This window comes from Streptomyces sp. JW3 (assembly GCF_052216785.1).
Taxonomy (GTDB): domain Bacteria; phylum Actinomycetota; class Actinomycetes; order Streptomycetales; family Streptomycetaceae; genus Streptomyces.
In genome coordinates, this window is the sequence record NZ_JBQOUX010000066.1 from 1 (window position 1) to 17,740 (window position 17,740).

The 17,740-nt window shown below is 73.0% G+C and carries 17 protein-coding genes; 7 read left to right on the forward strand and 10 right to left on the reverse strand.

Features of this window, described 5'->3' with window-relative positions; translation table 11 throughout:
* Positions 1 to 39: 39 nt before the first annotated feature.
* The 3 genes from cyc2 to ACTT8P_RS24525 form a co-directional block, all read right to left on the reverse strand.
* The gene (gene cyc2, locus ACTT8P_RS24515) at positions 40 to 2,211 is read right to left on the reverse strand and encodes a germacradienol/geosmin synthase Cyc2 (protein WP_442833887.1); all 2,172 of its coding nucleotides are present in this window, start codon (positions 2,209 to 2,211) and stop codon (positions 40 to 42) included.
* A 98-nt stretch (positions 2,212 to 2,309) separates the two neighbouring features.
* Positions 2,310 to 3,542, reverse strand: a complete 1,233-nt coding sequence (locus tag ACTT8P_RS24520) for a damage-control phosphatase ARMT1 family protein (RefSeq protein WP_442833888.1) — start codon at positions 3,540 to 3,542, stop codon at positions 2,310 to 2,312.
* Between the two features lie 22 nt (positions 3,543 to 3,564).
* Positions 3,565 to 4,212 carry a ScbR family autoregulator-binding transcription factor gene (locus tag ACTT8P_RS24525; RefSeq protein WP_442833889.1) on the reverse strand — a complete coding sequence of 216 codons (648 nt, stop codon included), beginning with the start codon at positions 4,210 to 4,212 and terminating at the stop codon, positions 3,565 to 3,567.
* Positions 4,213 to 4,546: 334 nt separating this feature from the next.
* Here ACTT8P_RS24525 and ACTT8P_RS24530 point away from each other — a divergent pair, with 334 nt between their 5' ends.
* The 5 genes from ACTT8P_RS24530 to ACTT8P_RS24550 all read left to right on the forward strand — a co-directional run bounded on the left by ACTT8P_RS24530 (position 4,547) and on the right by ACTT8P_RS24550 (position 9,284).
* Positions 4,547 to 5,551 (forward strand): substrate-binding domain-containing protein, encoded by a 1,005-nt coding sequence (locus ACTT8P_RS24530; RefSeq protein ID WP_442833890.1) that lies wholly within the window; start codon positions 4,547 to 4,549, stop codon positions 5,549 to 5,551.
* 87 nt (positions 5,552 to 5,638) lie between these two features.
* Complete coding sequence (locus ACTT8P_RS24535) at positions 5,639 to 7,915, forward strand: sensor histidine kinase (RefSeq protein WP_442833891.1); 2,277 nt, start codon at positions 5,639 to 5,641, stop codon at positions 7,913 to 7,915.
* Positions 7,912 to 8,331: a roadblock/LC7 domain-containing protein gene (locus tag ACTT8P_RS24540; RefSeq protein ID WP_442833892.1), complete on the forward strand. Its 420-nt coding sequence runs from the start codon at positions 7,912 to 7,914 to the stop codon at positions 8,329 to 8,331. The genes ACTT8P_RS24535 and ACTT8P_RS24540 overlap by 4 nt, the downstream gene beginning before the upstream one ends.
* 25 nt (positions 8,332 to 8,356) lie before the next feature.
* On the forward strand, positions 8,357 to 8,716 hold the full coding sequence (locus ACTT8P_RS24545; RefSeq protein WP_442833893.1) for a DUF742 domain-containing protein: 360 nt from the start codon (positions 8,357 to 8,359) through the stop codon (positions 8,714 to 8,716).
* A complete protein-coding gene (locus ACTT8P_RS24550) occupies positions 8,703 to 9,284 on the forward strand; it encodes a GTP-binding protein (protein ID WP_442833894.1) in 582 nt (193 codons plus the stop codon). The genes ACTT8P_RS24545 and ACTT8P_RS24550 overlap by 14 nt, the downstream gene beginning before the upstream one ends.
* A 28-nt stretch (positions 9,285 to 9,312) precedes the next feature.
* On the opposite strand, the gene ACTT8P_RS24555 is transcribed toward ACTT8P_RS24550, so the two are convergent.
* The 7 genes from ACTT8P_RS24555 to ACTT8P_RS24585 all read right to left on the reverse strand — a co-directional run bounded on the left by ACTT8P_RS24555 (position 9,313) and on the right by ACTT8P_RS24585 (position 15,374).
* Entirely contained in the window at positions 9,313 to 10,272 is a 960-nt protein-coding gene (locus ACTT8P_RS24555) for an ABC transporter substrate-binding protein (RefSeq protein ID WP_442833895.1), read from the reverse strand.
* 47 nt (positions 10,273 to 10,319) lie between these two features.
* Positions 10,320 to 10,988, reverse strand: coding sequence for an ABC transporter permease (locus ACTT8P_RS24560; RefSeq protein ID WP_442833896.1), 669 nt, complete (start codon positions 10,986 to 10,988; stop codon positions 10,320 to 10,322).
* Positions 10,985 to 11,662: an ABC transporter permease gene (locus ACTT8P_RS24565; protein WP_442833897.1), complete on the reverse strand. Its 678-nt coding sequence runs from the start codon at positions 11,660 to 11,662 to the stop codon at positions 10,985 to 10,987. The genes ACTT8P_RS24560 and ACTT8P_RS24565 overlap by 4 nt, the downstream gene beginning before the upstream one ends.
* Positions 11,659 to 12,786, reverse strand: a complete 1,128-nt coding sequence (locus ACTT8P_RS24570; protein ID WP_442833898.1) for an ABC transporter ATP-binding protein — start codon at positions 12,784 to 12,786, stop codon at positions 11,659 to 11,661. The genes ACTT8P_RS24565 and ACTT8P_RS24570 overlap by 4 nt, the downstream gene beginning before the upstream one ends.
* Positions 12,787 to 12,929: 143 nt before the next feature.
* Entirely contained in the window at positions 12,930 to 13,667 is a 738-nt protein-coding gene (locus ACTT8P_RS24575; protein ID WP_442833899.1) for an FAD:protein FMN transferase, read from the reverse strand.
* A gap of 1 nt (position 13,668) precedes the next feature.
* The gene (locus ACTT8P_RS24580) at positions 13,669 to 14,067 is read right to left on the reverse strand and encodes an FMN-binding protein (protein ID WP_442833900.1); all 399 of its coding nucleotides are present in this window, start codon (positions 14,065 to 14,067) and stop codon (positions 13,669 to 13,671) included.
* Between the two features lie 20 nt (positions 14,068 to 14,087).
* Positions 14,088 to 15,374, reverse strand: a complete 1,287-nt coding sequence (locus tag ACTT8P_RS24585) for a ferredoxin reductase family protein (protein ID WP_442833929.1) — start codon at positions 15,372 to 15,374, stop codon at positions 14,088 to 14,090.
* Positions 15,375 to 15,563: 189 nt separating this feature from the next.
* Between ACTT8P_RS24585 and ACTT8P_RS24590 the strand changes: the two genes are divergently transcribed.
* Entirely contained in the window at positions 15,564 to 16,259 is a 696-nt protein-coding gene (locus ACTT8P_RS24590; RefSeq protein WP_442833901.1) for a response regulator transcription factor, read from the forward strand.
* 8 nt (positions 16,260 to 16,267) lie between these two features.
* A complete protein-coding gene (locus tag ACTT8P_RS24595) occupies positions 16,268 to 17,740 on the forward strand; it encodes a sensor histidine kinase (protein ID WP_442833902.1) in 1,473 nt (490 codons plus the stop codon).

Here is a 17,740-nt window from a genome sequence, read left to right on the forward strand (position 1 = left end):
GGGACCGTCACCGACGGTCCCGGCCCCCGGCGCGTCGCGCTACGGCACGGGGACGGCGGGCGCCCGGTCCGGGAGGAAGCGGTGGCTGCGCCCGGCCAGGTACGCCGCCTGGTAACGGGGCACCTCGCGGTGCCAGTTGAGGATGCCCGCCATCCAGTTCTCCAGGTCGGTCACATAGCCGCGCATGATCTCGCGCGCCTCCTCGGAGAGCTGGAAGTCGTCGTAGACGACCGGCAGTTCGTGCGCGACCACGTGCTCGAACTGGCGCATCCGCTGGCTCATCAGGTCGTGCACGACGTCGAGCGCGGTCGGGTAGTCGATGCCGAAGAAGTTCTGCACGACCAGGATCGCGTTGTGGATCTCGCCCTCGTACTCGATCTCCTTCTGGTAGGAGAAGATGTCGTTGAGCAGGCAGGCCCAGTCCATCGCCGCGTTCTCCAGCGAGCGGACCGGGCCGCTGCGGTAGACCTCCGGCGGGACGGCGGGGCCGTGGCCGGCCCGGCACAGGCCGAGGGTGAGGTCGGAGCCGAAGGTGTCGCGGCGCATCTCCAGGTAGTCCACCGGGTCGGGGACGCGGTGCTGGATCTGGTTGGTCAGCTCCCACACCCAGGCGGCGGTCATCTTGTCGACGGCCTGCCGCAGCGGCAGCCGCTGCGCCGGAGTCATGCCGGCGGTGGTGCGGGCCCACAGGTCGGTCAGGGAGCGTTCCATCGCGTTGGCGGGCGGCGGCACCGGTTCGCCGGCCAGCGGCATGCACGCGGACAGCCGGGCCGTGGTCAGCCGGGCGGCGGCCAGGTCGCGACGGTGGCCGTAGACCAGCGGGTAGTAGTCGTCGCCGTAGGTGCCGAAGGCCAGCCAGCCGGAGGCGAGGTCCAGCTGCTCCTGGCCGGCGTCCGGGTCCAGGCCCGCGGCGCACAGCGGCAGGTCGCAGCTGAGCAGCTTGTCCTCGTCCCACACGCCTTCACTGAGGATGCCCATCCGCAGCGACCACTCGGACAGGTGGCGCCGGGAGCCGTCCAGGGCGGGGCTGAGGGTCAGCGGGAACGGCATCCGGATGTCCGGGATGCGGGACGGGCCGACCGGCTGGAACGGTACGTGGGTGAAGGACCGCAGCCGCCGCTCGGCGCCGGCCGCGGCGAGCAGGGCGCGGATGTCGGCGGCGGCGCCGCCGGGGCCGGCCGGGACCCGCTGCCAGGGGGTGGCCGTGGCGGTCGGGGACACGTTCTCGTTCATGTAGCGGCTGGAGCGCAGGTGCCACTCGTGGCCGCCGGACTGCCAGTCCTGGAGCCCCGTGGCGTAGGCGGCGACGGCGGCGGCCTCGGGCGGGGTCAGGCCCTGCTCCAGGGCCACCGCCGGGACTTCGGTGAACGCGGTGTGCTCGAACTGGTGCAGCCGGGAGGTGAGGACGTCGTTGACGATGTCGGCGGCCTGCTGGGTGGTGCAGCCGAAGAAGGTCTCCAGGACCAGCACGCCGTTGCTCAGCTCGCCCTCGTCCTCAACCTCGCGCTGGTAGGAGAAGAGGTCGTTGCGCAGGTGGACGGCGTCGGAGAAGGTCTCCATCAGCACCCTGAGCGGCCTGGTGCCGGCGACGGCGGCCGGCACCTCCGCGGTGGCGTACTCCACCAGTCCGGCCGACCAGGGGGCGCCGCCGACCTTGCGGCGCATCTCGATGTACTCGACCGGGTTGGCGATCCGCCCCTCGTTGATGTTGGACAGCTCCCACAGGGACTCGTTGAGCAGGTGCTCGGTGGCGACGGCGAAGCGGCGGCGCCAGTCGGCCGACATGGCCGGCACCGTGCGCTGCCACAGGTCGGCGAGGCCGGCCTCCACCGGGTTTTCCGGCTCGGGCATCCCGGCCGCGAGGTCGAGCGGCATGAACAGCGGGAGCCGGTCCAGGTGAGCCTTGCCGGCGACGCGGTCCTGGGTGCGCTTGTACTTCTCCAGGAAGTGGTCGTCGAAGAAGAACACCCACACGTACCAGTCGGTGATCAGGGAGAGGGCCGGTCCGTCGCAGTCGGGATGCGTGTAGGCGCACAGCAGGCCGTAGTCATGGGCGTCCAGGTCGGGCTGCTCCCAGACTCCGGAGCCCTCCAGCATGCCCATGTCGCGCGCCCACCGGGCCGAGTGGGCGCGCGCCTCGTCGACATGGGGGTTGAGCCGGGCGGGATGCGGCAAGTAGAAGTGCGGGAGTTCGAAGGGCTGCTGCGTCATGGCCGGGCCCTACCCAGGGCCTTTCGGGGGCATCCTCGGGGCGGCTGATGATCACACCATCGCGTGAATTCGGGCCGGGTCAGGAACCTCGCGCGCCCTCAGTCCCGTACCTGGATCAGCGCGTGGGTCCCGCCGGTGCGCCAGCGCTGTTCCTCGGCGGCGACCAGCGCGGTCTCGGTGGCGGCGGCCAGGCCGGTGATCACGTCGGACTTCAGGGTGCGCAGCGCGGCCACCGGGCCGGGGAAGTACCCGGTGACGTCGGCGAACGGTGTGGTCGGCGGCCAGCGCCGGTCGCCCACCAGCCGCCGGTAGTTCAGGTCGCCCTTGACCACGGTGAGCGTCGCGGCGGCGAACTCGGCGCGCAGGTCGGCGGGCATGTCCGCATAGGGCAGCGGGGCGCAGGAGAAGGGGTGGGCGCGGACGGTGAGCCGGCCGTCGGTCAGGGCGGCCCACAGCCGGTGTCCGTACTCGGCGGCGGCACCCTCCGCGCCGGTCAGCCGCCGTACCGCGGCCAGCACGTCGGCGGGCGTGGCGTCGGAGACGTAGTACGGGTACGGCTTCACCTGGAGCACCGCGCGGGTGATGTGGCCGTGGCTGAGGAGGTGGTCGACGAGGAGCAGGTCGGGGACGAGCTCGCGGCCGGCGTTGTCGGCGACCAGGCACAGGGTGCCGGACTGGCCCGCGGGCGGCAGCAGGGACCACAGGCGGGCGCTGTCGTCGGCGACCAGCGGCGGGGCGTCGCCGGCGGCCGCTGCGGTGCGGGCGGAGAGACGGAAGCCGAGGTCGGCGCGGTTGCCCCAGAGGGAGCCGTGCAGCAGGGCGTCCGCCTGGCGCTCGGCGGGGAGCCGGGAGAGGCCGTCGAGCGCGGCGAGTTCCCGGTCCGTCTCCGGGGCGTCGAGTTCGGCCAGCTTGACCGGCCGGAAGGGGTCGATGCCGTGCCAGGGGCCGGGCTCGGACCAGCCGGTCGCGTCCAGCAGCCGGCGGTAGAACCAGCTCTCCGACCACAGCCACGGCACCTCGAACCAGGACCGGCCGGCGTACTCGTACATCCCCCAGGCCGCCCAGCGGTCGTGGTCGGCGGCGTCCTCGGGCAGGGGTTCGATGCCGCCCCGCAGACAGTTCTCCAGCAGGGCGTCGAGGGCGCGGCGGCGGTCGGGGCCGTAGGGGAGGTTCCGCCGCACCTGCCGGATGATCGCCGGGTGCCGTTCGGCCAGCACGGAGTGCGGGAAGGAGCCGGGCGCGTCGGCGCGCAGCACGGGCGGCAGGGCGTCCGGACCGGCGGAGGGCCTCTCGGACGGCGTGGGGAGGTCGGGCGCGGGGAGGTCGGGCATGCGGCTCACCGTAGCGCGGTGGTCACACCGGTCCCGGCTCCCGCTCCAGGCGCACCGCGAGGCGGGCGTAGTGGGGGCGCCGGGTCACCGGCACCAGGGCCCGGATCAGCAGCCGCCACATCTCGGCGACCCGGCGGGGCTGGCGGGCGACCGGCTCCACGGCGCGGCCCACCACGCGGGTGCCGACGAAGGAGCAGACGAAGGTGTGGGCGACGGCGTCGACATCGATGTCCGGGTGCAGGTCGGACTCCTCGACCGCGCCGACCAGCCGGGCGGAGGCCAGCTCCAGCCACTCGGTGAAGGGGTGCCGCAGCGGCGGCCGGACCGGCACGCCCGCGGTGGCCAGCCGCAGTCCGGCGCGCAGCACCGGGCCCTCGACGGAGAGCCGGGTGACGCCGAAGGTCAGCCGCATCAGGGCTTCCAGGGAGGAGTAGCCCCGGCCGTCCATCTCGCGGGCCAGCCGGCGCGAGGTCCGGGACTGCAACTCCATGATGGCCTGGGCGAGATCGTCCTTGGCCGCGAAGTGGAAGTAGAGCGCGCCCTTGGTCACGCCCGCGCGGCGCACGATGTCGCTCAGGCTGGTCGACTCGTAGCCCTGGCGGTCGAACAGGTCGGCGGCGGCCGCGATGATCGTCGCACGGGTCTGCTCGGCGCGTAACTGCCTCGCCATCGGATGGACACTCCTGGGCTGGAACCGAACGGGCCATGCCGTGTGTTCTGACCCGCAGCAGACAATAACTCACCCTGCGATCAGCCTCTTTGACGAGGTCGCGGGCCGGCCGGCGGCGTCGGCGGGGCCCTGGCGCCCGGTCCGCTCGGCGCGCGGATTGTCACGATGCGGTAGTGACAACCGCCATCGCATCGTTGGTCACTTGACTACCGGTGGTCACACGCGATTGGCTCCGGCCCAGCGAGACTCACCCAGTTGGCGCACAGCTGTCGCCCGACGGTGGCCCCTCGCCCTGTTCCTCCTGCTCGGCCGCTCAGCGAGGTGCCGCTTTCCCATGAACAGTTCTCCCCCGCCGCCCGCCCCGTCCGCGCGGCGGCGTCTGGCCGCCCTGGCGGTCGCGGCCTGTCTGCTGACGGCGGGCTGCTCCGGTACCGCCGACGACGCGGCCGCCGCGAGCGGCGGCAAGCCGGACAGCGGCCGGATCAGGATCGCCCTGGTCACCCACGGCGGCGAGGGCGACGCCTTCTGGGACCTGGTGCGCAAGGGCGCCGAGGCGGCGGCCGCCAAGGACGGCGTCGACCTGACGTACGCCGGCGACGCCGACACGGCGGGCCAGGCCGAGCTGGTCCGGGACGCGATCGGCGACCGGGTGGACGGCATCGCCGTGACCCTGGCCAAGCCGGGCGCGATGAAGCAGCCGGTCGCCGAGGCGCGCGCGGCCGGCATCCCCGTCGTCGGCCTCAACTCCGGCATGGACGCCTGGCGGTCCACCGGGCTGCTGGAGTACTTCGGGCAGGACGAGAGCGTGGCGGGCCGGGCCGTCGGCGACAAGCTCGACGCGCTCGGCGCCGAGCACACCCTGTGCGTCATCCACGAACGCGGCAACGTCGCGCTGGAGGCGCGCTGCGCCGGCGTGAAGAAGACCTTCGGCGGCGTGACCGAGATGCTCTACGTCGAGGGCACCGACATGGAGGCGGTGCGGGACGCGGTCGCCGCCCGGCTCGGGCAGGACACCCGGATCGACGAGGTCGTCATGAACGGCGCCCGGTACGCGCTGACCGCGGTGCGGGCGGTGCACGACGCGGGCAGCAAGGCCCAGGTCGCCACCTTCGACCTCGACAAGGACCTGGTCGCCGCGGTCAAGCGCGGGGACGTGCAGTTCGCCGTCGACCAGCAGCCCTACCTCCAGGGCTATCTCGCGGTGGACGGGCTGTGGCTGTACCGGACCAACGGCAACGTCAGCGGCGGCGGCACCGAACCGGTGCTGACCGGGCCCGCGTTCGTCACCAAGGCCAACGCGGACGCGGTCGGGCGGTTCGCGGCGGGCGGCACGCGGTGAACCGGTCCGCGGCCCGCCAGGTGTCCCAGACCCCGTCGGCGCCCCCGGCCCGCCTCTCCTCCCCGATACCGATCGCCTAGGACGACGATGTCTGCACGGACAGGTGCCCCGCGCCGCCTCGGCCGCCTCGGCTCCATACGTCTCTCCCTGATCCTGCTGGCCGTGGTCCCGAGCGTCACCCTCGCCGTGATGTGGGGCGTGACCACCAACCGGATGTTCTCCGAGGGCCTTGAGCTGCGGTCGCAGACCCAGCTGAGCCGGGCCACCGGCGCGATGGGCACCGACGCCACGCTCGCCCTCCAGCGGGAGCGCGGCGTCTCGGCGACCTGGCTGGCGACGCCCGGCGGCTCGCGCAAGGAGCTGGCGGCGCGGCGCAAGGAGACGGACGCGGCGGTGGCCGAACTGGTCGGGCAGAGCGACGCGATCCACCGGGCGCCCGCCCGGGTCTCGGAACGGCTGTACGCGGTGCTCGGCTCGCTGGGCAGCCTGGAGTACTACCGCGACCAGGTCGACGCGCCCACCGACATCACCCCCGACCAGGCGCTCGACCAGTACTCCTCGATCGTCGACGAGCAGATACACGCCTTCCAGGAGCTGTCCCAGGTCGACGACGGCGACCTCACCTCGCAGGCCGGCCCGCTGGTCGCCCTGGAGCACGCGGCGGAACTGACCTCCCAGGAGGACGCCCGGCTCACCCTGGCCTGGCCCGCCGGGCGGCTCGACGAGGCCGAGTGGACCGCGTTCTCCCAGGCGGTGCACACCCGGCGCTGGCTGGTCCAGGACCAAATCATGCCCTCGCTGCGCGGCACGGCGAAGACCCAGGTCGAGTCCATCCTCGCGAGCGAGGCGTGGCAGACCATGGAGGCGGTCGAGGACGAGGTGCTCGCGGCCCGCGGCGCGGACGGGACCGGCGCGATCCGCATGCCGGACGCCCGGCAGCGGTGGACCGCCGCCTTCGACGAGGTCTCCCTGCGGTACGCGCAGCTGATCCGGCAGCAGACCACGGACCTGCTCGACCGCAGCGCCGAGGAGGCGCGCGGACTGCTGCTCACGGCGGGCGCGCTGAGCGCGGGCGGACTGCTCGCCCTGCTGCTGTGCGTGGTGCTGTCCTGGCGGATCACCCGCTCGCTGTCCCGGCGGCTCACCGGTCTGCGGCGGGCCACCCTGAGCCTGGCCGAGCAGCGGCTGCCCGACGTGGTGGCCCGGCTGGAGCGGGGCGAGACGGTCGACGTGGAGTCGGCGACCCCGCCGCTGGACTACGGCCGGGACGAACTCGGGCAGGTCGCCCAGGCGTTCAACGCCGCGCAGCGCACCGCCGTGCACACCGCCGTGGAACTCGCCGACACCCGGCGCGGCTTCCAGAAGGTGATCCTCGGCATCGCCCGGCAGAGCCAGAACCTGGTCAACATGCAGCTCGGCAAGCTCGACGCGCTGGAACGCCGGCACACCGACCCGGAGGTCCTCAAGGGCCTGTACGAACTGGACTCCGTGGCCAGCCAGTTGCGCCGCTACGAGGAGAACCTCGTCATCATCAGCGGCGAGCAGCCGCGGCGCAGCTGGCGGGAGCCGGTCGCGCTGGTCGACATCCTGCGCGGCGCGGTCGGTGAGGTCGCCGAGTACCAGCGGGTGGAGATCTCCACCGACGAGGACGTCTTCCTGGCGCCGCCCGCGGTGGCCGACGTGATCCATCTGCTGGCCGAGCTGATCGACAACGCCACCGCGTACTCGCCGGCGCCCGCGCCGGTCGGGGTGCGGGCGGCGATGGTGGCCCGGGGCCTGGCGGTCGAGATCGAGGACCGGGGTCTCGGCCTGTCCGAGGAGGACTACGTCTCGTTCAACGAGCAGTTGGCGGTGGAGCCGAAGTTCGACGTGGTGGCCCTCGCCGGCGATCTGCGGCTCGGCATGTTCGTCGTCGCCCGGCTCGCCCACCGGCACGGCATCACGGTCACGCTGCGTCCGTCGCCGTACGGCGGCACGACGGCGATCGTGCTGGTGCCGCACGAGATCGTGGTGCGGGAGCGGCCGGAGCGCGGGACCGAGGACGAGGGCGAGGGCGACACCGTGCGGCCGGCGCCGGCGCCCGCCCCCGCCGCCACGCCCGTACTCACCCCGCGGCCCGACCGCGGCTTGCCCTCCCCCCTCCCCCGCCGCGTCCCGCAGACGAGTCTCGCCGCCGAGTTGCGCGAGGAGCCCGGGGCCGCCGCGGAGGGCGACGGTTGCCCCGACTTCACCGCCGAGCGTGCCGCGTCCTCCCTGGCCGGTTTCCAGCGCGGCACCCTCCAGGCCCGTGACGAGGAGCCCGAGGAACGGGACGGCCGCGCCCCGGACTCCGCCCGCCGACCGCTCACGAAGGACACGCCATGACACGCCCCTCGCCCGCCACCCACACCCAGCTGGACCAGTTGCTCACCGGACTCGTGGAGCGGGTCGCCGACGTCAACCAGGCCGTCGTGCTCTCCGAGGACGGGCTGGTGGTCAGCAAGTCCACCGGGTTCCTGCGCGACGACGCCGAGCGGCTCGCGGCGACCGCCTCCGGCCTGATGAGCCTCAGCAAGGGCGTCAGCATGGACTTCCGGGGCGGCCCGGTGCGCCAGGCGCTGATCGAGATGGCCAACAGTTACCTGGTGCTGACCTCCGCAGGACCCGGCGCCCACCTGGTGGTGCTCACCGGTCCGAACGCCGATGTGGGGGTGGTGGCGTACCAGATGAACATGCTGGTGAAGAAGATCGGTGAGCATCTCAGCGCGGCCCCCCGGGGCGTCACGGGCCCCGGTGCTTGACCCATGAGGGAAGGCGACGCGTGACATGAGGGAAGGCGACGCGGAGGGCCGGCTCGTGCGGCCGTTCGCCCTGACCGGCGGGCGCACCCGGCCCAGCCGCGCCGACTTCACCCTCATCACGACGGTGACCGCGGTGCACCCGCCGCCCGGCCGGACCGGGCGGCGGCAGCCGGAGCACGCCCGCATCCTGCGGCTGTGCGCCGAGCCCGTCGCCGTGGCGGAGCTGGCGGCCCTGCTCGACCTGCCGGTGAGCGTGGTGGTCATCCTGCTCTGCGATCTGCTGGAGGACGGCCGGATCGTCGCGCGGGCGCCGCACCCGGTGTCGCACAGCACCGCCGACCTGGACCTGCTACGGAAAGTGAGGGAGGGCCTTGGCCGGCTCTGAGTCCGTCACCGCGGCGGCATCCGCTCCGGACGCCGTGAAGATCCTCATCGCCGGCGGCTTCGGCGTCGGCAAGACCACCATGGTCGGATCGGTCAGCGAGATCGCCCCGCTGCGCACCGAGGAACCGCTGACGATGGCCGGCCTGGGCGTCGACGACCTGGCCGGCATCGAGGAGAAACGGTCCACCACGGTGGCGCTGGACTTCGGCCGGATCACCGTCGGCGACGACCTGGTGCTCTACCTGTTCGGTACGCCGGGGCAGCAGCGGTTCTGGTTCATGTGGAACGACCTGGCGATCGGCGCGCTCGGCGCGGTCGTCCTGCTGGACGTGCGCCGGCCGGAGTCGAGTTTCGCCGCCATCGACTTCTTCGAGCGCCGGGGCATCCCGTTCGTCGTCGCGGTCAACGGCTTCCACGGGGAGCACCCTTATCCGGCGGAGGAGATCCGCGACGCGCTGGCACTGCCGGACCAGGTCCGGGTGCTGCTGTGCGACGCGCGTGAGCGGATCTCCTCGCGGGATGTACTGATCGCCCTGGTCGACCAGTTGATCGCCGCGGCGGCCGGCTAGTACCGGGATCGGTCAGTACCGGGATCGGTCAGTCCAGGCCGGCCGTCTTCAGCCACGCCTTGGCGACGTCCAGCGGGTCCTTCTTGTCCAGCTGCACCTGGGCGTCGAGGTCGAGCAGCGTCTCGGTGTCCAGCTTCGCGGACACCGCGTTCAGGGCGGCGACGCCCTCCTCGGACAGCCCGTCCTTGTTGACCAGCGGGGTGACGTTGGCGAAGCCGAAGAAGTTGTCCGGGTCCTTCAGGACGACGAACTTCTCCTTCACGATGGTCGGGTCGGTGGTGAAGATGTCCGCGGCCTGCACGGTGTTCTTGGTCAGCGCCGCCTGGGTCAGCGGACCGCCCGCGTCCAGCGCCTTGAACGACTTGAACTTCAGCCCGTACTTCGACTCCAGGCCCTTCAGCCCCTGCTGCCGGGTCTGGAACTCGGGCGAGCCGCCGATCACGAGGTCCGGGGCGATGTCCTTGAGGTCGGCGAGCGTCGAGTCGGCGGTGAGGCCGTACTTCTTCGCCGTGGCGGCGTTGACGCTCACCGAGTCCTTGTCCTCGGCGGGCGAGGACTCCAGCAGGGTGAGGCTTTTGTCGAGCTTGGCCTTGGCGGTCGTGTTGACCTCCGCGGCGGAGGTCTGCTCGGCGTCCGCGTCGAGGTAGGCGAGCAGCGAGCCGTTGTACTCGGGCAGTACGGTGACGGAACCGTTCTTCATCAGCCCGTACGTCGTCTCGCGGCTGCCGATGTTGTGCTTGTAGGTGACCTTGAGGCCCTTGGCCTTGAGCGCCTCGCCGTAGATGTCGGCGAGCAGCGTGCTCTCGGCGAAGTTGTTGGAGCCGACGACGACCGTGCCGGCCGCCGCCTTGTCCCCGTCCAGGGGGTTGTCGCCGCCGTCGTCGGAGGAGGAACAGCCCGAGAGCAGTGCCGCGGTGGCCATCAGCGTTACGGCCGCCACACCGGTGTGCCTCGTCCTGGACCGGCTGCTCTTCGCAGTGAAAGTCATTCACCGATCCCATCCCGCCGCTTCTCGGTCAGTCAAGAACAGCCTGGTTACGGTTTTCTGCGCACCCCCGGGGACACCGCGAACCGCCCGGCCGCCCAGAACAGACCCAGCGTGACCAGGGCGAGGACGGCCACCAGGGTGGCGCCGCCGACCACCTTCTCGTAGTCGCGCTGGTAGAGCCCGTCGACGATGTACCGGCCGAGGCCGCCCAGGCTGACGTAGGCGGCGATGGTGGCCGTGGAGACGATCTGGATGGCCGCCGAGCGCAGTCCGCTGAGGATCAGCGGCAGCGCGACCGGCAGTTCGACCTGGAGCAGCACCCGGGACTCGCGCATGCCCATGCCGCGGGCGGCGTCCACCGGGGCCGGGTCGACGGAGCGGACGGCCTCGTAGGTGGTGACCAGGATCGGCGGGACGGCGAGGACGACCAGCGGGATCATCACCTGGGACAGGCCGAAACCCATCGCGATGACGATCAGGACCAGCAGTCCGAAGCTGGGCAGCGCGCGGGCGGCGGTGGCGACGAAGGCCAGCGCGTTGCCGCCGCGCCCGGTGTGCCCGGTGACCAGGCCGACCGGCAGACCGATCAGGGCGGCGACGGCGAGGGCCAGCGCCGAGTACTGGAGGTGTTCGAGGAGGCGCTGCGGGATGCCGTCGTAGCCGTGCCAGTGGGCGCCGTCGCTGAAGAAGGCGTTGCCGAAGTTCAGGACGTTCATCCGGTGGCCTCCGCCGGGCTGCGCCGGGTGCGGGTGCCGCGCGGCATCCACGGGGTGAGCAGGGCGCGCAGGGCGACCAGGGCCGCGTCGCAGGCGATGGCGAGGACGGCGGTGGTGAGCACCGAGTTGGCGGCCAGTTCGGGGCGGTCGTACTTCTGGGCGGCGGCCAGCAGGTTGCCGAGGGCGCCCTGGTTGCCGATCAGCGCGCCGACGCTGACCAGCGAGATGCTGGAGACGACGGCGACCCGGAGGCCGGCCACGATGGCGGGCACGGCGATCGGCAACTGCACCTGCGCGTAGCGGCGTACCGGCCCGAAGCCCATCGCGGTCGCGGCGGCCAGGGTCTCCTCGGGCACCGAGCGGACGCCGTCGACGAGGGCCGGGACCAGGACGACCAGGCTGTAGACGGCCAGCGGGATCATCACGGTCAGCTCGGTCTGGCCGGTGTAGTCGATGAGGACCACGAAGAAGGCCAGCGACGGGACGGCGTACAGGACGGTCGTCACGCCGAGCACCGGCGGGTAGAGCCAGCGGAAGCGGACGCAGAGCTGGGCGATCGGCAGGGCGAGGACCAGTCCGGCCAGCACCGGCAGCAGGGCCTCGCGCAGGTGCAGGCCGATCAGTCCGAGCCAGGTGTTCTGGAGGTCGCTGGGGATGTCGAAGAAGCCGTTCACGACACCGCCCCGGTGGACGCCCCGGCGTGCTCGGCGTGCGCGGCGCGGATCGCGTCGCCGATGGCCGTCTGCGAGACCACGCCGGTGACCTTGCCGGCCGCGTCCACGGCGACCGCCCAGCCGGTGGGCGAGAGCACCGCGCAGTTCAGGGCGGCGCGCAGCGAGTCGGTGCCGGGGGTGAACGGCCGCCCGTACGGCAGCAGCCGCGCCGGGTCGATGTCGCCCGGGGTCAGGTCGCGCGGTTCGCTCCAGCCGAGCGGGCGGCCGTCGTCGTCGGTGACCAGCAGATACGGCGACTTGGCGGCGGCGCCGATCCGCTTGGCGGTGGCGTCCACCGGGACCACCGGGACGGTGCTCAGCTCCAGCGCGGCGGACGGGAAGAAGGACAGCCGCCGCACGCCCCGGTCGGCGCCGAGGAAGCCCTCGACGAAGGCGTCGGCGGGGTCGGAGAGCAGTTCGGCGGGGGGCGCGTACTGGGCGAGGTGACCGCCCTCGCGCAGCACCGCGACCATGGTGCCGAGTTTGATGGCCTCGTCGATGTCGTGGGTGACGAAGACGATGGTCTTGCCCAGTTCGTCCTGGAGGCGCAGGAGTTCGTCCTGGAGGCCCTTGCGGACCACCGGGTCGACGGCCGAGAACGGCTCGTCCATCAGCAGCACCGGCGGGTCGGCGGCGAGCGCGCGGGCCACGCCGACGCGCTGCTGCTGGCCGCCGGAGAGCTGGTACGGGTAGCGCTTGGCGAGCGAGGTGTCCAGGCCGACCCGGGCCATCAGCTCCGCCGCCCGGTCGCGGGCCTTCTGCTTGCTCCAGCCGAGCATCCGGGGCACGGTGGCGATGTTGTCGACGATCGTCCGGTGCTGGAAGAGACCGGCGTTCTGGATGACGTATCCCATGGAGCGGCGCAGGGTGGTGACGGGCTGCCGGGTGACGTCCTCGCCGTCGAGGAGGATGGTGCCCTCGCTGGGCTCGACCATCCGGTTGATCATCCGCAGGGTCGTCGTCTTGCCGCAGCCCGAGGGGCCGACGAGGACCGTGATCGAGCGGTCCGGTATCTCCAGCGACAGCCGGTCCACCGCCACCGTGCCGTCCGGATACCGCTTGGTGACTGATTCCATCCGTATCAAAGCGCCGAATACCCTTCGGGTGGGCGGACATGCCGGGAGTGCTGGCCAGGGGTTGTACGGGCAGTTGCGTGTGCGACTGCCGGGTGAGTCTAGGCCAGCCCCTTGAACCGGCCGCCTGGCACACCTGCCCCGGGCCGTGGCCGTTACGCCGCCGCCCGGCGCCCGGTCCGCGTCACCGGCAGTCCCGGGGAGCGCAGTACCCGGCGGTCCGCGTCCACCGCGAAGACCGCGCAGCCCGGCCGGGCGGCGGCCCAGGTGACGCCCTCGCGGCCGAGCGCGAAGGCGGCGGTGGCCGCGGCGTCGGCCTCGGTGAGGGTGGCGGCCACCACCGTCAGGCTGAGCAGTCCGGTCGCCGGGCGGCCGGTCCGGCCGTCGATGATGTGGTCGCCGCGCTCGTAGCGGGCGGAGGTCGCCACGGCCGCGTCGGTGATCTCCAGCACCGTGCACAGCCGGTCGGCGTGCTCGGGATGCCGTATCCCCACCCGCCAGGGGCCGCCGGCGGCGACCACGTCACCGCCGGCGTTGAGGCAGAAGCGGCGCGCCCCGGCCGCGGTCAGCAGTTCCGCCGCCCGCTGCACCGACCAGCCCTTCACCACCGCGCAGGGATCGAGCCGCCGCCCCGGCAGCCGGGCGTCGAAGGCGCCGCCGGTCGCCGTCCGGTACTCCGCGCACAGGCCGAGCACCTCCCGCAGGTCGTCGCTCGGCTCGAAGGTCTCGCCCCGGTCCAGCCGGGACACCTCGCTGTCGGCCCGGAACGGACTGAACCGGGCGTCCACCTCGCGCAGCCATGCGAAGACCGCGTCGGCGGCCTGCCCGGGAACGCCCTCGTCGTCGATCCGCAGGGAGACCGGGAACCCCATGACGTGCTCGACGCGCCGCACGTCAGAGCCCCGCCGCGTCGAGCACGGCCTGAAGCGACTCGCGGTACCCGTCGCTGGTGACGGTGGCACCGGAGACGGTGTCGATGTCGGCGCTCTGCGCCTGGAGGGTCTCCTCGACGAGCTGCGGCACGGCGGCCGTGGTCTGCGGGTGGTGGGGCTGCTGGAGCATGGTGACGGCGGTGATCCGCTCGTCCTCGAAGGTCACCTGGACCTGGACGGGGCCCTTCTCGGTGTTCACGGTGGTACCGCTGACGACCCGCCCGGCGGCACCCGAAGGGGAGGGGGAGGGGGCCGCGGCAGGGGTGGGGGCGGCGGCCTGCGGGGCCGTCGTGGGCGCGTACCGCCACACGGGAATCAGCCCCGCGACGCTCAGCACCAGAACAGGTATGGCTCGTTTCACGGCGTGCTCTCGTCTCCCCCTCAGCCGGCCAGGCTGAAGCGCTCGAAGTGGATCTGCGGACCGGGCACGCCCAGCTCGCGCAGGCTGCCCAGGACGGCGTTCATCATGGGCGGCGGTCCGCACAGGAAGACGTCGCGGTCGGTGAGGTCGGGGATCAGCCGGGCCAGTTCGGCCGGGGCCAGCCGGTCGGGCACCGGCGGCCCGGTCACCAGGTGCAGTTCGGCGCCCTTGGCGGCGGCGAGGTCGCGCAGTTCGTCGTAGAGCACCGCGTCCGGTTCGGCGGTGACCCGGTAGAGGACGACGGCGTGGCCGTCCAGCTCCTCCAGCAGCGCCCGGATCGGGGTGACGCCGACGCCGCCCGCGACGAGCACGGCGTCCGGCCGGGTGCGGTGCAGGGTGGTGAACGCGCCGTAGGGTCCCTCGGCGAACACCCGGGTGCCGGGCCTCAGCCGCCGCAGCGCGGCGCTGCCGTCGCCGGCGGTCTTGACGGTGAGCCGGAGCGTACGGCCGTCGGGCGCGGCGGACAGCGAGAACGGGTTGGCCTGCCACCAGCGGTCCCGGGTCAGGAACCGCCACAGGAAGAACTGGCCGGCGCGGGCCGGCAGCCGGTCCAGGTCGCGGCCGGTGACGTACACGGACACCACGTGCTCGTTCTCCGGGACGACGGCGGTGACCCGCAGCCGGTGCCGCCAGTTCCGCCACAGCGGCAGCGCGAGCCGCCCGGCGAACACCGCGCCCAGCGCGAGGCCCCACACCGTGTACCAGTACCCCGTCCCCCACGACGACGACGTGAACGACGACCCCGCGGCGACCTGGTGGGTGAAGGCCAGTACCACCGCGACGTAGGTGTACAGGTGCAGGAAGTGCCAGGTCTCGTACGCCAGCCGGCGCCGCGCGGCCCGCGCCGAGACGCCGCCGATGACCAGCAGCAGCGCGAAGGCGACCAGCGCCCGCAGCACGCCCTCGACCGTCTCGGCGAGGTCGACGAGCTGGTTCACCGGGTCCAGCCCGGACCCCCGCGCGTACCCGAAGGTGATCAGCACCACGTGGGCGAGGAGCGTCCACAGCACGCCGAAGCCGGTCCAGCGGTGCCAGGAGGTCAGCCGGTCCATGCCGATCCGCCGGTCCAGCCAGGGCAGCCGGGCCACCAGCAGCAGCTGGAACGCCATGAACAGGGCGCCGTACAGCCCGGCCAGCCGGCCCAGCACGATCAGCGCGTTGGAGGCGAAGCCGCCCTGGACGAAGAGGACGGCCACGACGGCCGCGTTGGCGGCGAACAGCGCGTACAGGCCGGTACGGGCCAGCACCCGGGGGCGCAGCAGCGGGGTACGGGGCGGCTGGACGACACGGGGAGCGCGTGGGGCAGTGGTCACGCCCCGAGCTTCACCCGGCCGCCCTGTCGTTTTCCTGTCGACCGGCTTTCGAGTGGTTATCGATCCCGGTACGGCGATGACCTGGGGCTCGGCGGCGCGCGGCGGGTGGCGCACTATGGGCGGGTGGAAAAAGTACGCCTCCTCGTCGTGGACGACGACCCGCCCATCGCCGACCTGGTCGCCACCGTCGCCCGGTACGAGGGCTGGGAGGCGGTGACCGCCAACACCGGCGAGGAGGCGCTGCGCACCGCCGCCGCGTTCCACCCGGACATCGTGGTGCTCGACCTGATGCTGCCGGACCTGGACGGCTTCGGCGTCCTGGACCGGCTGCGCCGCTCGGGCACCCAGGTGCCGGTGGTCTTCCTCACCGCCCGCGACCAGGTCGCCGACCGGGTGGCGGGGCTGACCCGGGGCGGCGACGACTACCTGGTCAAGCCGTTCGCGGTGGAGGAGCTGATGGCCCGGCTGCGGACCGTGCTGCGGCGCAGCGCCGGCCCCGGTTTCCAGCGCTCGGTGCTGAGCGTCGGCGACCTGACCATGGACGAGGACACCCGCCAGGTGCGGCGCGGCGCGGCCCTGCTGTCGCTCACCCCCACCGAGTACGAGGTGCTGCGCTACTTGATGCGCAAGTCCCCGACCGTGCTGACCAAGGCGCAGATCCTGGACCATGTGTGGGAGTACGGCTTCGGCGGCCGGTCCAACGTGGTGGAACTGGTGGTCAGCCGGCTGCGCCGCAAACTGGACGAGGCGGGCGACGGCGACGCGCTGATCCACACGGTGCGCGGCTTCGGCTACGCGCTGCGCCGGGCCGCCCAGTGAAAGGTCCGGTGCGTCCGGTACGGCGGCTGTGGCGGGCCTACCGCGACTCGCGGCTCGGCACCCGCCTGGCCCTCGGCCTCGGCCTGCTGTCGCTGCTGGCGTTCGCCGTGGTCGGCACGGCGCTCACCACGTACATGCGGGACTACCTGGAGGCCCGGCTCGTCGACCAGATGAAGCTGGCGCAGGTGGTGCAGACCAAGGACGCGGCCGAGCACGGCACGGTGCAGCGCAAGCCGTACTACGGCTGGTACACGGCCGTCTACGACGTCTCCGCCGCCTCGGCCGACCTGCGCGAGCCCGCCGACGTGCCCGCCGACCCGGGCGCGCTGACCGCGCTGGCCGAGGAGATGGCCCGCTCGGGGCAGGACATCACGCGCACCGTCCGGATCGACGGCCGCGGGCCCTACCTGCTGCGGGCCTGCGAGGTGCAGCCCGGGGTGGTGCTGGTCAGCGCGGCGCCGCTGGGGGACGTCGAGAACACCATGGACCATCTGATCGCCGTACAGGTGGTCGCGTTCGGGGTGGCGCTGCTGGCGCTGGTGGTGGTCGGGCGGCGGATGCTGCGGCGCGGGCTGAAGCCGCTGAGCGACATGGCGCACACCGCGCACGGCATCGCCTCGCACGACCTGACCGAGTCGGCGGCCCGGCTGCCGCTGCGGGACGCCGGGCGGGACGGCGGCCGGGAGGTGGCGGAGCTGCGCACCGCGTTCAACGCGATGCTGGAGCACATCGACGACTCGCTGGCGGTGCGCGCCGAGGCGGAGGGCCGACTGCGCCGGTTCGTCGCCGACGCCTCGCACGAACTGCGCACCCCGCTGATGTCGGTGCGCGGCTACGCCGACCTCTTCCAGTACGCGGCCGCCAACGAACCCGCCGAACGGGACCGCCATCTGGCCCGGCTGCGCGCCGAGGCGGCCCGGATGGGCGTTCTCCTGGACGACCTGCTGCTGCTCGCCCGGCTGGACGCGGCCGAGGTGGCGGCACCGCTGCGGATGACCGGCACCGACCTGACGGAGCTGGCCCGGCAGGCCGCCGACGCGTTCCGCGCCTCGCACCCGGGCCGTCCGCTGACCGTGACGGCCCCCGCCGAGCCGGTCCGCCTGCCCCTCGATCCGCAGCGCGTCCGCCAGGTCCTGGACAACCTCCTCACCAACGCGGCCGTGCACACCCCGCCCGGCACGGCGGTGTCCCTGCGGGTGGCGCGCGACACGGAGACGGCCCGGGTGACGGTGGCCGACACGGGCCCCGGCATCCCGCCCGCCGACCGGGAACGGGTCTTCGACCGCTTCTACCGCGTCGACAAGGCCCGCAGCCGCGACCGGGGCGGCAGCGGGCTGGGCCTGGCGGTGGCCCGGTCACTGGTGGTGGCGCACGGCGGCACGGTGGAACTGACCAGCGCGCCGGGGACGACGGTGTTCACGGTGACGCTGCCGCTGGACGGCGCGGACGGCGCGGACGGCGCGGATCTTACGGACCGCTGA

Bases quoted from the DNA above. Each gene is read 5' to 3' on its own strand.
- ACTT8P_RS24525 (WP_442833889.1), bottom strand. From the start codon at position 4,212: ATGGCGAGGCAGTTACGCGCCGAGCAGACCCGTGCGACGATCATCGCG.
- ACTT8P_RS24520 (WP_442833888.1), bottom strand. From the start codon at position 3,542: ATGCCCGACCTCCCCGCGCCCGACCTCCCCACGCCGTCCGAGAGGCCC.
- ACTT8P_RS24555 (WP_442833895.1), bottom strand. From the start codon at position 10,272: ATGACTTTCACTGCGAAGAGCAGCCGGTCCAGGACGAGGCACACCGGT.
- ACTT8P_RS24540 (WP_442833892.1), top strand. From the start codon at position 7,912: ATGACACGCCCCTCGCCCGCCACCCACACCCAGCTGGACCAGTTGCTC.
- cyc2 (WP_442833887.1), bottom strand. From the start codon at position 2,211: ATGACGCAGCAGCCCTTCGAACTCCCGCACTTCTACTTGCCGCATCCC.
- ACTT8P_RS24535 (WP_442833891.1), top strand. From the start codon at position 5,639: ATGTCTGCACGGACAGGTGCCCCGCGCCGCCTCGGCCGCCTCGGCTCC.
- ACTT8P_RS24530 (WP_442833890.1), top strand. From the start codon at position 4,547: ATGAACAGTTCTCCCCCGCCGCCCGCCCCGTCCGCGCGGCGGCGTCTG.
- ACTT8P_RS24545 (WP_442833893.1), top strand. From the start codon at position 8,357: ATGAGGGAAGGCGACGCGGAGGGCCGGCTCGTGCGGCCGTTCGCCCTG.
- ACTT8P_RS24560 (WP_442833896.1), bottom strand. From the start codon at position 10,988: ATGAACGTCCTGAACTTCGGCAACGCCTTCTTCAGCGACGGCGCCCAC.